The 14,478-nt window shown below is 32.2% G+C and carries 16 protein-coding genes; 13 read left to right on the plus strand and 3 right to left on the minus strand.

What is annotated here, in order from left to right; translation table 11 throughout:
• Position 1: 1 nt before the first annotated feature.
• Positions 2-325 carry an ArsR/SmtB family transcription factor gene (locus EL082_RS03580; RefSeq protein ID WP_002467218.1) on the minus strand — a complete coding sequence of 108 codons (324 nt, stop codon included), beginning with the start codon at positions 323-325 and terminating at the stop codon, positions 2-4.
• Positions 326-466: 141 nt separating this feature from the next.
• On the opposite strand from EL082_RS03580, the gene EL082_RS03585 reads away from it, so the two are divergent.
• From EL082_RS03585 to EL082_RS03610, 6 genes are all read left to right on the plus strand, one after another.
• The gene (locus EL082_RS03585; RefSeq protein ID WP_002467233.1) at positions 467-1,120 is read left to right on the plus strand and encodes an SDR family oxidoreductase; all 654 of its coding nucleotides are present in this window, start codon (positions 467-469) and stop codon (positions 1,118-1,120) included.
• A gap of 384 nt (positions 1,121-1,504) precedes the next feature.
• Positions 1,505-2,443: a type I phosphomannose isomerase catalytic subunit gene (locus EL082_RS03590; protein ID WP_002467207.1), complete on the plus strand. Its 939-nt coding sequence runs from the start codon at positions 1,505-1,507 to the stop codon at positions 2,441-2,443.
• A gap of 34 nt (positions 2,444-2,477) precedes the next feature.
• Positions 2,478-2,708 (plus strand): hypothetical protein, encoded by a 231-nt coding sequence (locus tag EL082_RS03595; protein ID WP_002467225.1) that lies wholly within the window; start codon positions 2,478-2,480, stop codon positions 2,706-2,708.
• A 216-nt stretch (positions 2,709-2,924) separates the two neighbouring features.
• Entirely contained in the window at positions 2,925-4,301 is a 1,377-nt protein-coding gene (locus EL082_RS03600) for an EVE domain-containing protein (RefSeq protein WP_015364814.1), read from the plus strand.
• A gap of 168 nt (positions 4,302-4,469) precedes the next feature.
• Entirely contained in the window at positions 4,470-4,892 is a 423-nt protein-coding gene (locus EL082_RS03605) for a thiol-disulfide oxidoreductase DCC family protein (protein WP_002467208.1), read from the plus strand.
• A gap of 203 nt (positions 4,893-5,095) precedes the next feature.
• Positions 5,096-5,542, plus strand: coding sequence for a Dps family protein (locus tag EL082_RS03610; protein ID WP_002467230.1), 447 nt, complete (start codon positions 5,096-5,098; stop codon positions 5,540-5,542).
• Between the two features lie 160 nt (positions 5,543-5,702).
• Here EL082_RS03610 and deoD read toward each other — a convergent pair whose 3' ends face one another.
• Complete coding sequence (deoD, locus tag EL082_RS03615; protein WP_002467212.1) at positions 5,703-6,413, minus strand: purine-nucleoside phosphorylase; 711 nt, start codon at positions 6,411-6,413, stop codon at positions 5,703-5,705.
• Positions 6,414-6,578: 165 nt separating this feature from the next.
• Between deoD and deoC the strand changes: the two genes are divergently transcribed.
• The 4 genes from deoC (at position 6,579) to EL082_RS03635 (ending at position 10,155) form a co-directional block, all read left to right on the plus strand.
• On the plus strand, positions 6,579-7,241 hold the full coding sequence (gene deoC / locus EL082_RS03620; protein WP_002467224.1) for a deoxyribose-phosphate aldolase: 663 nt from the start codon (positions 6,579-6,581) through the stop codon (positions 7,239-7,241).
• A 63-nt stretch (positions 7,242-7,304) separates the two neighbouring features.
• Positions 7,305-8,606, plus strand: coding sequence for a pyrimidine-nucleoside phosphorylase (locus EL082_RS03625; RefSeq protein WP_049414657.1), 1,302 nt, complete (start codon positions 7,305-7,307; stop codon positions 8,604-8,606).
• 11 nt (positions 8,607-8,617) lie between these two features.
• Positions 8,618-9,808, plus strand: a complete 1,191-nt coding sequence (gene deoB, locus EL082_RS03630; RefSeq protein ID WP_015364816.1) for a phosphopentomutase — start codon at positions 8,618-8,620, stop codon at positions 9,806-9,808.
• Complete coding sequence (locus EL082_RS03635) at positions 9,805-10,155, plus strand: DoxX family protein (RefSeq protein WP_002467236.1); 351 nt, start codon at positions 9,805-9,807, stop codon at positions 10,153-10,155. Before deoB ends, EL082_RS03635 begins: the two co-directional genes overlap by 4 nt.
• 343 nt (positions 10,156-10,498) lie before the next feature.
• On the opposite strand, the gene EL082_RS03640 is transcribed toward EL082_RS03635, so the two are convergent.
• Positions 10,499-10,969 (minus strand): S-ribosylhomocysteine lyase, encoded by a 471-nt coding sequence (locus EL082_RS03640; RefSeq protein WP_002467219.1) that lies wholly within the window; start codon positions 10,967-10,969, stop codon positions 10,499-10,501.
• Between the two features lie 246 nt (positions 10,970-11,215).
• Here EL082_RS03640 and EL082_RS03645 point away from each other — a divergent pair, with 246 nt between their 5' ends.
• The 3 genes from EL082_RS03645 (at position 11,216) to EL082_RS03655 (ending at position 14,438) form a co-directional block, all read left to right on the plus strand.
• Positions 11,216-12,403, plus strand: a complete 1,188-nt coding sequence (locus EL082_RS03645) for a M20 family metallopeptidase (RefSeq protein ID WP_002467217.1) — start codon at positions 11,216-11,218, stop codon at positions 12,401-12,403.
• Positions 12,400-13,593, plus strand: coding sequence for an L-aspartate--L-methionine ligase LdmS (gene ldmS, locus EL082_RS03650; protein WP_002467222.1), 1,194 nt, complete (start codon positions 12,400-12,402; stop codon positions 13,591-13,593). The genes EL082_RS03645 and ldmS overlap by 4 nt, the downstream gene beginning before the upstream one ends.
• A 179-nt stretch (positions 13,594-13,772) precedes the next feature.
• Positions 13,773-14,438: a DUF2750 domain-containing protein gene (locus EL082_RS03655; RefSeq protein ID WP_002467223.1), complete on the plus strand. Its 666-nt coding sequence runs from the start codon at positions 13,773-13,775 to the stop codon at positions 14,436-14,438.
• Positions 14,439-14,478: the final 40 nt, after the last annotated feature.

Raw genomic sequence — 14,478 nt, forward strand, 5'->3', positions numbered from 1 at the left:
ATTATTTTTCACCTTCTATAGGGTGACTCGCATGATGAATTGCTTGTTTCAATAAAGTAGAAACATGTTGGTCATCTAAAGAATAAATCATACTTTGACCCTGACGTTTTGATTTTACCAGATTTACCGATTTTAAAAGTTTAAGTTGATGGGAGACATTAGATTGAGTTAACGACAATGAATGTGAAATGTGGCCAACACTTGCTTCACCTGACGCTAATAATTCCATGATTCTAATGCGGTTAATATCACTTAAAGCTTTGAAAATATCTGTCACTCGTTCTAAAGTTTGTTGATTAGACATGTCTATATTCTTTTCAGTCATACGAACACCTCTTAATATATGAATATGTATTCATATATTAATATAAACTAGTACGTATTTTTAGTCAACAGAGATTTAGCGTTTAAATAATGAGGAAAAAGGTAAGAATAATGATATAAGTTTTTAAGGAGGACGTTTAATATGAGTATTTTGATTATAGGCGCTAATGGTGGCGTGGGCTCTAAGTTAGTTGATCAATTAAAAGATGATAATGTTGATTTTACTGCAGGTGTGAGAAAAGATGAACAAGTTAAAGCATTAGAAGATAAAGGTATTAAAGCTTTAAATATTGATGTTGAAAAAGAAAGTATTGAAGAATTAAAGAATAAGTTTCAATCTTTTGATAAAGTCCTTTTCTCAGTGGGTTCTGGTGGTAGTACTGGAGCTGATAAAACAATATATGTAGATTTAGATGGTGCAGTAAAAACGATTAAAGCAAGTGAAGAAGCGGATATTAAGCATTATGTAATGGTTTCAACGTACGATTCAAGAAGAGAAGCGTTTGATCAAAGTGGCGACTTAAAACCTTATACTATCGCTAAGCACTATGCGGATGATTATTTAAGACATTCTAATTTAAATTATACCATTGTGCATCCAGGTGGTCTTAAAGATGACAAAGGTACTGGTCAAATAAAAGCAGATTTATATTTTGATAGTTATGGTTCAATACCACGAGAAGATGTAGCTAGTGTGTTAAATTACGTAGTAACTTCTGATAAATTCAACAAGCAAGAATTTCAAATTTTATCTGGTAATGAATCTATTAAAGATGCATTAAAATCTTACGAATAATGAAGTAGTAAATATAGAGATATACAAATATATAGGGCGAGCAAGTCATTGCTTGGCCTATATATTTTTTATACTTTTTAACCCCAAACAATGAAATATACTGTTACTATTCATTTGGATTATAAATTGATATAATATCGGAGATCACCTTAAATGTACTAAGAAAGTATAATTAAAAGTAATGAATGACATAAATATCGATTGAAAATAGTCAATAATCATCTTAACCATAAAAATATGAATTGTGATACAATCACATATAGTGAGTTAAATTTATTAATTGTTGATATAAACATTAATAATGAAATACATAGTATACGAATCGTTGATTGAGTATTGGTCAATGATAATTACATAAACATCAAGAGTAATGGAGGTGTAGACATGCCACTGTTTTTAAAACCTATTTTCCATGAGAAAATGTGGGGTGGTAATAAATTAGAAACCTTTGGATACCAACTACCCAATCAACAAATTGGAGAATGTTGGGGAATCTCAGCTCACCCTAATGGTAAAAATATAATTAAGAATGGTCCCTATGCAGGTCAAACTTTAGATCAAGTATGGGCAGAACATCGAGAATTATTCGGTGAGTTTCCAAGTAAGGATTTTCCATTGCTCGCTAAAATTGTTGATGCAGAATCACCGTTATCTATTCATGTTCATCCTGATGATTCTTATGCTTATGAAAATGAGAATGGTCAATATGGAAAATCAGAATGTTGGTACGTGATTGATGCAGAGGAAGGGTCTGAAATTATATTAGGTACAACTGCAGATTCAAAAGAAACATTTAAACAGCATCTAGATGCTGGTACTGTCGAAGATACATTAAGAAAAGTAAATGTAAAGTCGGGTGAATTTTACTTTGTACCAGCTGGAACAATTCATAGTATCGGTGCTGGTATTGTTGCATATGAAGTTATGCAGTCTTCGGACATTTCATATCGAGTTTATGACTATCAACGCGATAATCATAACGGTGAGTCAAGAGAACTTAATATTAATAAAGCATTAGATGTTATGGCATTTAATAATGAATTGCCTAATATTGTTCCAGAAAAAGAAATTATAGAAAGTCATCAATGCACACATATTGTTTCTAATGATTTCTTCACTATAGTTAAATGGGAAATTTCAGGAACATTAAATTATATGAAACCACGCGAGTTTTGTTTAGTGTCTGTAATAGATGGTGAAGGGAAATTAATTACAGACGGTGATATTTTTGATATTCAAAAAGGAAGCCATTTTGTCCTGACTTCAGAGGATTTAGATAATGTATTTGAAGGCGACTTTTCTTTAATAATTAGTTATATCTAAAGTATTTAATGATTAAATAAAGGATGTTCAAATTATGAAACAGTTTTTATATATTTCATTACTATGTGGCGTTATTGCAGGTGCAGGTGTATTTCTAAATATGCCACATTATCCTTCATTAATGATTCCTAGATTAGTTGCTATGATAGGGGTTTTTAGTGCAGCTATCACGTTTCGAGATAAAGAAAGCAGTGCCATGTTATCTTTAGGTGGAGTGATGATTAATTTATTGCCACTTCTCGGTTCATTCGTACCTTCTCATTAAATTTGAAAAAATGTCTTTGTTAAATTAATAACTAAAAATAATTTATATATAGACTAATGCGGATTTTAGCATTAGTCTATTTTTAATTATTTAAGTCCTGAATGATTGCTTTTTAATAAAATATTAGAAAAATAGTTGTAGTAGTATTGGTGTGTTAGATATAATAAGGTAATTAAAATAACTTATTTTACATATAATAAGGTGAGGAGATTCGTGATGACAGAAGAAATCAATTACTTTTGGTTAAATTGTGGTTATAATAGATGGAATCATAATGAACCATTAGTAGGTCAAACGACATTATTTGAATCAGGTGCACAATTTAATCCTACTCAAGGATTTAGAGCATTTAAAAAAGCAAAAGCCGGCGATCAAGTCATCTTTTATCAAGTACAAACAGATACAGGATTGCTAGGTTTTGGAGAAATACTAAGTGTTCAAGCAGGTGCACAAAACAAAATTAGAGTTGAATTTAAATTTAATGAAACGTTAAATCCTTTAACAACGGATTATTTAAAACGTAGTGAAGCATTAGATTTTAGAATGAGTAATATGAAAGAAACACTATTTAATCAAATTAGAAAAGAAGAATTTGATCTTATCGTTCAACTTGGTAAAGGTGAAACAAAAATTCCGCGTTATTTCTTTCTGTCAGAAACAGAAGATTTTGAACCGGGAAAAAGCTATACAATATACACGCATACCTACAATGGTATTAAACGTAATGGCTATCACTTTTATACACAGTTAGAAGTTGGAGATAATGTAATTATATACAATAAATATCAAAATCAATCTGTAATTGGTGTGGGTGAAGTAACTAGACATATCCATGAAAAGCCACCTATTCCCGGCAGAACCAATAGTACAGCTATTGAAATTATGTTTGGTAAACATATTACACCAATATCACTTGGTCATTTGAACAAGCATCCGAAGCTTAAAAACTTATATTTCTTACAAGAAAATGCTAAACAAGCAATAGCAAGTATGTCACAAGTTCAATATGATGCTATTTTAGAAATGAGCGATAATAACGGTATTAAGAATCCATTTGAAACAGTGGAGAAATCACATTTACTAGAAGAGCAACAACAAGAAACAACAATTAAGCCTTTTATTTTACTAGTTGTTGATAAAAAAGAAGAAGGTTTAAAAGCTGCAAATGATTTATTACAAAAGACAAATGCTAATCCAATTATTACATCTGGACATCCAGATTTTAGCGAAGATATGTTATATGGTAAGTACCTACCTAACGAAAGTGGTGCGTTATACTATCGTGAAGGTTTTATCACTCAGAATATGCCTAAAAAAGATAAAAGCTATCTTGTAATAGACAACTTTAATAGAATAGATCCTGACATATTCCAAACTTATATCAATGTGCTTGAAGGTTATGAAGTGACATTACCAAGATATAACAAAGAAGGTAATATGATTAAGTGGTCAAAAGAAAAAGACTCATTTTATCATTTTAATCCTAACTGGCACATTATTGGTGTCACTTATGACTCATTAGAAGAAATTCAGCAAAAATATTCTCAACAATTTTTAAAATATACTAGAATAGTAAAAGTTAACCAAGACTAACCCCTAAGTTGATTTTATGAATTAATCATATAGTACCCTATGATTGAATAGGTGATGTATGAACGCATTCATAAAATCAACTTATTTTTTTATCAAAAAGTCGATGTTTTGTTTATAAAAAGAGAAATAGGAAAAATAATAAATGAGATAAAAAGGAGTGAGGTTATTATGGCAATTATTTATTATGATGGCAATTGTGTTTATTGCTATAACTATGCGATATGGTTAATTCAAAAAGGTTTATCACACAAATATGAATTTGCAACATTAAAAGGTGAGTACGGTCAACAGTTGTTTAATCAACATCCCGAGGCGAAGGATAGAAATAGTGTAATTGTAGTAGATGGAGACCATATTGAATATGAATCTACAGCGATTGCTTCACTTATAACGTCACTGCCTAATCAGTATAAATTTTTAGGTTTATTATTATATGTCGTACCTAAGCCAATTAGAAATTTTGGTTATCAATTATTTGCTAATAACAGAGATAAAATGTGGCACACACATTGGCATCAACCTAATGCTTATGAGAAATCATTCTTTTTAGATGATAATGAGCATGTCAAATTGACTTATTCTCAATTATAGTATTTAATTGAGAAAAGAAATTACTAATTAAAAAAGTATAATCATAGATAAAGTTTTATATCTTGAATAAAGTGATTCATTTGTGAACATAATTCGAACTTGTTTATAATAATTCTAAACAAGAGTATCATTTTACTTTACAGATTATAATGATTCTAATATAATAAAGGTATAGTCAATGAATTAAAGGAGCGTATATTAATATGACAAATCATAATGAAGTAGTAAAAGAATTAAACCAACAAGTTGCTAACTGGACAGTTGCTTATACTAAATTGCATAACTTCCATTGGTATGTAAAAGGACCTAATTTCTTCTCATTACATGTGAAATTTGAAGAGTTATACAATGAGGCTGCACAATATGTAGATGATTTAGCAGAACGTATTCTAGCAGTTGGTGGTAATCCTGTTGGAACATTGAAAGAAAGTCTAGATATGTCAATCGTTGAAGAAGCTGGCAAAGGTTACGCTGCTGAACAAATGGTTGAAGAATTATCTAAAGATTTCACAAACATTTCAAAACAATTAGAAAATGCTATTAAGGTAGCAGGTGACGCTGGCGATGATGTATCTGAAGATATGTTTATCGGTATGCAAACGTCAGTAGATAAACATAATTGGATGTTACAATCTTATTTAGGTAAATAAGACGACTATAAAATTAAGCTAAGAGGGACTTTGATTAAGAAAGTTCCTCTTAGCTTTTCAAAAAAGATTTTACTAAATAACAACGCCATTGTTTCTTGTTATTTAGTAAAATCTTAATAAAAGGACCAAGCACATCTATTAAAAGTGCTTGGTCTTATTTTTATTCAGCTATTTCTAATGCAATTTCCATCATTTGTGTAAATGATGTTTGACGTTCTTCTGCAGTTGTTGCTTCATCTCGTAAGATATGATCGCTTACTGTGAAAACGCCTAATGCTTTTTTACCAGCATGAATGGCATTTAAATATAACCCAGCTGATTCCATCTCAATGCCTAAAATCCCCATTTTCTTCCATGCATCATTAAACGTTTCATCTGCATTGTAAAAAGTATCTGATGATAAAACGTTACCAACATGAGATACTGCGCCGATATTATCAGCAGCAAGTTTTGCTTTTGTCACTAAATCAAAGTCAGCGATAGGTGCAAAATGACCAGGAATTTGATATTGATCAACATAATTTGAGTTAGTAGATGCAGCTTGTGCGATGATGACATCATATAAATTTACATGTTCTTGTAATGCACCACATGAACCCACGCGGATGATTGTGTCTACATCAAAGAAATTATAAAGCTCATACGAATAAATACCTATACTAGGTATACCCATACCAGAACCCATAACTGAAATCTCTTTACCTTTATATGTTCCTGTATATCCAAACATATTACGAACTTCATTGAATTGTTCAACATTTTCTAAGAAGTTATCAGCAATGTATTTTGCACGTAGTGGATCACCTGGCATTAATACTGTTTTAGCGATTTTAACTCCATTAGGTTGAATATGAGGTGTGCCTTTTGTCATTTGTTATCTTCTCCTTAATTACATGATTATGTTTAAGATAACATTTGTTTAAATTTATTGCTAATTTTTGTACTATATAGTTGAAGGGTATGTTTAACGAATGCATTCGTTCACCGCATGAGTTGGACGAAAATAGCATTTTAAATAAGTGAGGAGGACCTTTTAATGAATTATGCAAAATATATAGACCACACACAGTTAAAACCTGAATCAACACGTGAACAAATCGATAAAATAATCAGTGAAGCTAAGGAATACGGTTTTAAATCGATTTGTGTTAATCCAACACACGTGGAGTATTCAGCAGAACAATTAAAAGGAACAGACGTATTAGTATGTACTGTCATCGGTTTTCCACTCGGTGCATCGACTAAAGAAGTAAAAGCATTTGAAACGAAAAATGCCATTGAAAATGGTGCTAAAGAAATTGATATGGTGATTAATATTGGTGCATTAAAAGATAAGCGCTTTAACGATGTCAAAGAAGATATAGAGAGCGTAGTGACTGCAGCGAATGGTAAGACGGTTAAAGTCATCATAGAAACTGTCTTATTAACAGATGAAGAAAAGGTAAAAGCATGCGAGCTTGCAAAAGAAGCGGGTGCACATTTTGTTAAAACTTCTACAGGATTTGCTGGTGGAGGTGCTACAGCTGAAGACGTTAAATTAATGAAAGATACAGTCGGTGATGCATTAGAAGTCAAAGCTTCAGGCGGTGTACGTAATTTAGAAGATTTTAATCGCATGTTAGAAGCAGGTGCGACACGTATTGGCGCGAGTGCAGGTGTACAAATTATTCAAGGGTTAGAATCAGATTCAAGTTATTAATTCATCTCATTAAAGTAAAGAAGCGCAAATCAAGAAACAATCATCTAAAAAGGGGCTGTTTTTATGAGAATGATAGATATTATTGAAAAGAAACGTGACGGGAAATCATTAAACAAGGAAGAAATCGACTTCTTCATCAAAGGCTATACCAATGGAGATATACCAGATTATCAAGCGTCAAGTTTAGCTATGGCAATCTTCTTTCAAGATATGAATGAAGAAGAGCGTGCTCACTTAACAATGGCAATGGTTAATTCTGGAGATGTCATCGATTTATCTGATATTGAAGGGATTAAAGTAGATAAACATTCTACAGGTGGTGTTGGTGATACAACAACATTAGTACTAGCACCATTAGTGGCTTCAGTAGGTGTTCCAGTAGCTAAAATGAGTGGTCGTGGATTAGGCCATACAGGTGGCACAATTGATAAATTAGAGTCTGCGAAAGGTTTTCATGTTGAATTAACTGAAGATGAATTTATTAAGTTAGTCAATGAGAACCAGGTCGCAGTTATGGGACAATCTGGTAACCTAACACCGGCAGATAAAAAGTTATATGCATTAAGAGATGTTACTGGAACTGTCAATTCTATTCCTTTAATCGCATCTTCAATCATGAGTAAAAAAATTGCAGCTGGAGCTGACGCAATTGTTCTAGATGTAAAAACAGGTAGTGGTGCATTCATGAAGACACTGGAAGATGCCGAAGCTTTAGCGCATGCGATGGTAAGTATTGGTAATAACGTTGGAAGAAATACAATGGCGATTATTTCTGATATGAGTCAACCTTTAGGTAACGCGATTGGTAATGGCTTAGAGCTAAAAGAAGCAATTGAAACACTACAAGGACATGGTCCAGATGATTTAACAGTATTGGTACTTACATTAGGTTCACAAATGGTTGTACTTGCTAAAAAAGCAGATAATTTAAAAGATGCACGTGAATTATTAGAAGCAGCAATTCAATCTGGTAAAGCTTTAGATAAATTTAAAACTTTTATTAGTAATCAAGGCGGCGATGTAAGCATAATAGAACGTCCTGACAGTCTTGAAGATGCGAAATACAAAATTGAATATACTGCTCAAAAGGATGGTTTTATATCAGAAATGGTGGCTAATGAAATTGGGGTTGCATCAATGATGTTAGGTGCAGGTAGACAAACTAAAGAAGATATCATCGATTTAAGTGTGGGTATCGTTTTAAATAAAAAAGTCGGCGATAAAGTAAATGCTGGTGAGTCTATCCTAACCATCCATAGTAATAAAGAAAATGTAAATGATATATTTGATAAATTAAACGAAAGTATTAAAATTGATAGTGAAGGTTACACACCAACATTAATACACAAAATAATTACCGAGTAGGAGATGTAAATATGACTACACCATTTAAACGTGTGCATCTAATTGTGATGGACTCAGTTGGTATTGGCGAAGGACCTGATGCGGCAGCATTTAATGATGAAGGTTCACATACTTTAAAGCATACACTTGAAGGTTTTGATCAGTCATTACCTCATTTAGAAAGATTAGGATTAGGAAATATCGATCAATTACCAGTTATCTCAAGTGTTGAGGAACCTCAAGCTTTTTATACAAAATTAAGTGAAGCTTCAGTAGGTAAAGATACAATGACAGGGCACTGGGAAATAATGGGATTAAATATTATGCAACCATTTAAAGTATACCCTGATGGTTTTCCTGATGAATTAGTTCATGAAATTGAAAATATGACAGGTAGAAAGGTCGTTGCTAATCGTCCTGCGTCTGGTACTCAGATTATTGACGAGTGGGGCGAACATCAAATGAAAACTGGTGATTTGATTGTATATACAAGTGCTGACCCAGTACTTCAAATTGCGGCACATGAAGATGTGATCCCTTTAGAAGAACTATATGATATATGTGAGAAAGTGAGAGAGTTAACTAAAGATCCTAAGTATTTAATTGGCAGGATTATTGCTCGACCATATGTTGGTGAACCTGGTAACTTTACACGCACATCTAATCGTCACGACTATGCATTAAAGCCGTTTGGTAAAACAGTTATGAATGCATTAAAAGATAACGGTTATGATGTTATTGCAATCGGAAAAATTAATGACATCTATGATGGTGAAGGTGTAACTGAAGCTATCCGAACTAAAAGCAATATGGATGGCATGGATCAATTAATTAATGTTGTAAAAAAAGATTTCAATGGATTAAGTTTTCTTAATTTAGTTGATTTTGATGCACTATACGGTCATCGTCGTGATAAGCCAGGATATGCACAAGCAATCAAGGACTTTGATAATCGATTGCCCGAGCTTATCGACAACTTAAATGAAGATGATTTAGTAATTATTACAGCAGATCATGGTAATGATCCAACAGCTGAAGGTACAGACCATACTAGAGAGTATATACCTGTACTAATGTTTAGTCCGAAAATCAAAAAGTATCATGAATTACCTGGAGATACAACATTTAGTTCATTAGGTGCAACAATTGCAGATAATTTCAACGTAGAAATGCCCGAATTTGGAAAAAGTTATTTAAAAGAAATGGGAGTGGAACACGAATGAAATTTCTAAGATGGTTATTAGGTATTAGTTTTGGAACAGCAGGTGTATTACATTTTACGAGAGAAAGACAGTTCAGAAATATAGTGCCTGATTATTTACCTTTACAAAAAACAGCAGTACTTGTAACTGGTGTTTTTGAAATATTCTTTGGTATCGCATTACTTATTAAACGCCCAGCAAGCTGGTTGAAAAAAGGAATAAATCTATTCTTATTAGCAGTTTTACCTGCCAATGTTTATATGGCTAGAAAAAAACTACCACTTGGTGATAAAGAAGTGCCAGCATGGGCATTATGGTTACGTTTACCATTACAATTTGTACTTATTAGTCTTGTAAAAAAATTATAAAATTAAATAAGCCAGGATGTTAGCTTCATTACTAACATTCTGGCATTTTTAAAAGTATTTTAAAGTAAAATGACATGTTAATAAGGAGTATTGTTGACGAGACGCCTGAGGGAGCAGTGCCAGTCGAAGACCGAGGCTAAGACGGCACCCTAGGTAGGGACCCAATACAAAGAAACTGATTAAATCAGTTTCTACAAGTAATGCAAGTTGGTCAAAGCGATGTCAGTCAATATGTAGTATTAAATATAAATAAAGCACAATGATGATTTGAAATTTCAAATCATCGTTGTGCTTTTATATTGATATTTATGTCATAAGTTCTTATTTTTATACAAATATTGTTTTATTGAGCATTGCCAAAAACATCGTGCCATTGATTACGCTTATCTAAGAACGCTTGTGCGATTTCTTTAGCGCCTTCAAGTGAATGACTAGCAGCCCAACCACATTGTACTTCATTACATGCAGGGACTTCTGTTGCATTTAAAACATCATATAGAGTTTTTTCAACAATATCTAATACATCTTCATAATCATCATGGTTAATAAAAGATACATAAAATCCTGTTTGACAACCCATTGGGCTTAAGTCTACTACTTTATCTGTATGGTTTCTGATGTTTTCTGCCATTAAATGCTCTAGTGAATGTAAACCAGGCATTTCCATATGTTCTTTGTTAGGTTGTTTAAAACGAATATCATATTTGTTAATTTTGTCACCATTTAATCCTTCCATTGTACCTGCTAATCGAATAAATGGTGCAACTACTTTTGTATGATCTAAATTAAAACTTTCTACGTTCATTTTAGGCATTATATTTTCCTCCTCAAATATACGAAACAACTATATTATTAATAACTAAATTGTAACAATACTGTTTTGTTTTTACAATTTCGAGGTAACAGTATCTTATGTTAAATTTACAAGTTTGAATAGTGAGAAAATTGTGTAAATATTTATAAATGTAATGACATTTAAATCTAAATCCGATAGAATAAGTAATAATTAATTGATAGATGTGGTCATTATAGTGCAGTCGTAGAATGGGAGTTAGGTAATATGAGTAAGAAACAAGATATATTAGATTATATTGAAAACAATAAATATGATTATGTAGAAATGAGTCATCGAATACATGAAAGACCAGAACTTGGTAATGAAGAAATTTTCGCTTCAAGAACATTAATTGATTGTTTGAAGACGAATGGATTTGAAATTGAAACAGATATTGCTGGGCATGCCACAGGATTTATTGCAAGATATGAATCAAAGAATGAAGGTCCAACCATTGGCTTTTTAGCAGAATATGATGCATTACCGGGATTAGGTCATGCATGCGGACATAATATTATCGGTACGGCAAGCGCATTAGGTGGTATTGCTTTAAAGCAGGTCATTGACGATATTGGCGGTTCAGTTGTGGTACTTGGATGTCCAGCAGAAGAAGGCGGAGAAAATGGAAGTGCTAAAGCATCATATGTTAAAGCAGGTATCATTGATGAGATTGATATTGCATTAATGGTACATCCAGGAAATGAAACTTACAAAACAATAAATACATTAGCTGTAGATGTATTAGATGTTAAATTTTATGGAAAAAGCGCACATGCTTCTGAAAATGCGGATGAAGCTCGAAACGCATTGGATGCTATGATTTCATATTTTAATGGTGTAGCACAATTAAGACAACATATTAAAAAGAGTCAACGTGTACATGGGGTTATTTTAGATGGTGGTAAAGCAGCGAATATTATACCTGATTATACACATGCTCGCTTTTACACAAGAGCCACAACAAGAAAAGAATTAGACGTTTTAACAGAAAAAGTAAAACAGATAGCAAGAGGTGCGGCAATTCAAACAGGTTGTGATTATGAATTTGGTCCAATTCAGAATGGTGTGAACGAGTTAATCAAATCACCAAAATTAGACGATTTATTTGAAAAATATGCTATTGAAATGGGGGAAGCAGTCATTGATGATGACTTTGGATATGGTTCAACTGATACAGGTAATGTAAGCCATGTTGTACCAACTATACACCCACACATTAAAATTGGATCAAGAAATTTAGTAGGACATACCCACCGATTTAGAGAAGCAGCAGCTAGTTTACAAGGTGATCAAGCACTCATCAAAGGCGCAAAAATTATGGCCTTAATGGGATTGGAAATAATTGAAAACCAAACATTATTCGATGAAATAGTTGAAGAACATCATCATATGAAAGGACATGTGAAATCATGAGTGAAAACGTATATAGTCCCAAATTAACATTAAGCGATTTATATAATGATGATGTTGTTTATACATCTAGGCCTTCCTATATATCTAATCCATGGCTAAAGCCTGATGAACATCAATCTAATTTTTTAACTGGTCGAGAGCTGTTAATTGCGAATCAGTTTCCAGTTATTGTACATGAAGCAAGTGTAACTTCTAAATTAGAGACATTATTTAAAGAGGTGGGTAAACAAATTCCGCCTCATATTTATCAGTTTAGAGATCAACAAACTTATGAATCTTTAATAAAAAAATTGGCATATGAAAATAATAAAAAATTATATTTCCAATATATTCATGATGACGATGTACTAGAGAAGTCATACTATGCATTAAATAAAGATGTGTTTGTAGCGCTTAACAACAAGGCGAGAATTCCGGAATGGACAGATGGTAAATACCTTCCAAAGAGAGAGATTGTTCCTATAGAGTCTTTCAAAGATGCAATAAAGAATTGGCAATATCCTTTTGTTATTAAACCAGGGGATGATTTACCAACCGCAGGAGGATATGGTGTGATGATTTGTTATAATGATCATGATCTTGCCGAAGCTCAAAAGCGCATCGAGGAAGCAACGGAAGCAACTGATCAATTAATTATTGAACAAAAAATTGAAGCTGTACAAAACTATTGTGTTCAATTTGCTTATTCTGAAGACATCGGTATTCAATATCTAGGTACTGCTCGACAATTAACAAATGATTATGGTTTCTATAATGGTAATGAAAATGTAGATGATGTGCCACAACATGTCATAGATGCAGGTCGAGAAATTATGTCAATCGGTGTAAGCTTAGGTTTCTTTGGTGTTGCGGGATTCGATTTGTTGTTAGATGAAAACAATGACGTATACGCTATAGATTTAAACTTTAGACAAAATGGTTCAACTAGTATGTTACTCTTATCGGACGAATTAACAGACGGATATCATAAATTCTATAGTTACTTTTCAGATGGAGATAATAATCATTTCTTCAATACCATCTTAAAATATGTGAAAAAAGGTGTTCTATATCCTTTATCTTATTATGATGGTGATTGGTATGGTAAAAATAAGGTGAGCTCTAGATTCGGATGTATTTGGCATGGTAAAGACAAAGCATCGATTCAAAAATTGGAGAAAGCATTTTTAGAAGAATTAAAAGCTAAATAATATTGTGAAAACTCTTGAAATTTAAGTGATAGGCTTAAGTTTTAAGAGTTTTTTTAAAAAAGGAAAAATGAAAAAAGTGAGCGTCAAGTATACCATTCTTACCTTATTGACTAACATTAATGAGTATTTTAATATTTTAAGTAAGGAATAAAAGAATATCTATGAATCGAGGGTGTAAAATGTCTTACAAAGAGGAATCGTTTTTCAAAGAAATGTTAATAAATGAGTATATTTATTTTGCTTCAAAAAATAAAAAAATAGTACGTTTAATGAAAAATGAACAGTCCTATGTAGCTGTATGGACAGATACAGACACTGCGAAGCAATATTTAGATGAAAACGACATCAATTACGATAAAGTAATACAATTAGATTTAGATCGCTTTGTCGCATATGATTTAGAAGAATTATTTGATGAAACGGATAAGGTAATGATCAATACGACAAACAATAATGAAGGTGAACTTGTCAATATCTATGATGTCACTAGAGAATTGATGTCAGAATTGGATAAAATCAGAGTGAAAGAATTTGTTAGAGATGTAGCGAAATATGATCATGTATATGGGTTAACTAATAAGAATGAAAAAAATTTTATTTTAATAGATGATGGAAGAGAAGACAAACCACAAATTATGCCGGTGTGGAGCTTAAAAAAAAGAGCTCAAAAAGTAAAAGACGAAGACTTTGAAGAATGTGATTTAATTGAAATTGAAGCCAGTGTTTTTGGCGAATGGTTAGATAAATTACGTGATGATGATAAAGGCGTTGGAATAGACTTAAAACCAGGTGTTATCGGAACAATAGTATCAGCCCAAAAATTATCTAACGAAACAACTTTTTAATAAAATAGAAAAAGAGGTTGAGACATTAAGTATTTGTCTC

Source organism: Staphylococcus warneri (assembly GCF_900636385.1).
Classification (GTDB): Bacteria; Bacillota; Bacilli; order Staphylococcales; family Staphylococcaceae; genus Staphylococcus; species Staphylococcus warneri.

Excerpts from the sequence above, each read along its gene's own strand:
- EL082_RS03605 (WP_002467208.1), top strand. The coding sequence starts at position 4,470 with ATGGCAATTATTTATTATGATGGCAATTGTGTTTATTGCTATAACTAT.
- deoB (WP_015364816.1), top strand. The coding sequence starts at position 8,618 with ATGACTACACCATTTAAACGTGTGCATCTAATTGTGATGGACTCAGTT.
- ldmS (WP_002467222.1), top strand. The coding sequence starts at position 12,400 with ATGAGTGAAAACGTATATAGTCCCAAATTAACATTAAGCGATTTATAT.
- EL082_RS03645 (WP_002467217.1), top strand. The coding sequence starts at position 11,216 with ATGAGTAAGAAACAAGATATATTAGATTATATTGAAAACAATAAATAT.
- EL082_RS03635 (WP_002467236.1), top strand. The coding sequence starts at position 9,805 with ATGAAATTTCTAAGATGGTTATTAGGTATTAGTTTTGGAACAGCAGGT.
- EL082_RS03580 (WP_002467218.1), bottom strand. The coding sequence starts at position 325 with ATGACTGAAAAGAATATAGACATGTCTAATCAACAAACTTTAGAACGA.
- deoD (WP_002467212.1), bottom strand. The coding sequence starts at position 6,413 with ATGACAAAAGGCACACCTCATATTCAACCTAATGGAGTTAAAATCGCT.
- EL082_RS03600 (WP_015364814.1), top strand. The coding sequence starts at position 2,925 with ATGACAGAAGAAATCAATTACTTTTGGTTAAATTGTGGTTATAATAGA.
- EL082_RS03625 (WP_049414657.1), top strand. The coding sequence starts at position 7,305 with ATGAGAATGATAGATATTATTGAAAAGAAACGTGACGGGAAATCATTA.
- deoC (WP_002467224.1), top strand. The coding sequence starts at position 6,579 with ATGAATTATGCAAAATATATAGACCACACACAGTTAAAACCTGAATCA.
- EL082_RS03595 (WP_002467225.1), top strand. The coding sequence starts at position 2,478 with ATGAAACAGTTTTTATATATTTCATTACTATGTGGCGTTATTGCAGGT.
- EL082_RS03655 (WP_002467223.1), top strand. The coding sequence starts at position 13,773 with ATGTCTTACAAAGAGGAATCGTTTTTCAAAGAAATGTTAATAAATGAG.
- EL082_RS03585 (WP_002467233.1), top strand. The coding sequence starts at position 467 with ATGAGTATTTTGATTATAGGCGCTAATGGTGGCGTGGGCTCTAAGTTA.
- EL082_RS03590 (WP_002467207.1), top strand. The coding sequence starts at position 1,505 with ATGCCACTGTTTTTAAAACCTATTTTCCATGAGAAAATGTGGGGTGGT.
- EL082_RS03640 (WP_002467219.1), bottom strand. The coding sequence starts at position 10,969 with ATGCCTAAAATGAACGTAGAAAGTTTTAATTTAGATCATACAAAAGTA.
- EL082_RS03610 (WP_002467230.1), top strand. The coding sequence starts at position 5,096 with ATGACAAATCATAATGAAGTAGTAAAAGAATTAAACCAACAAGTTGCT.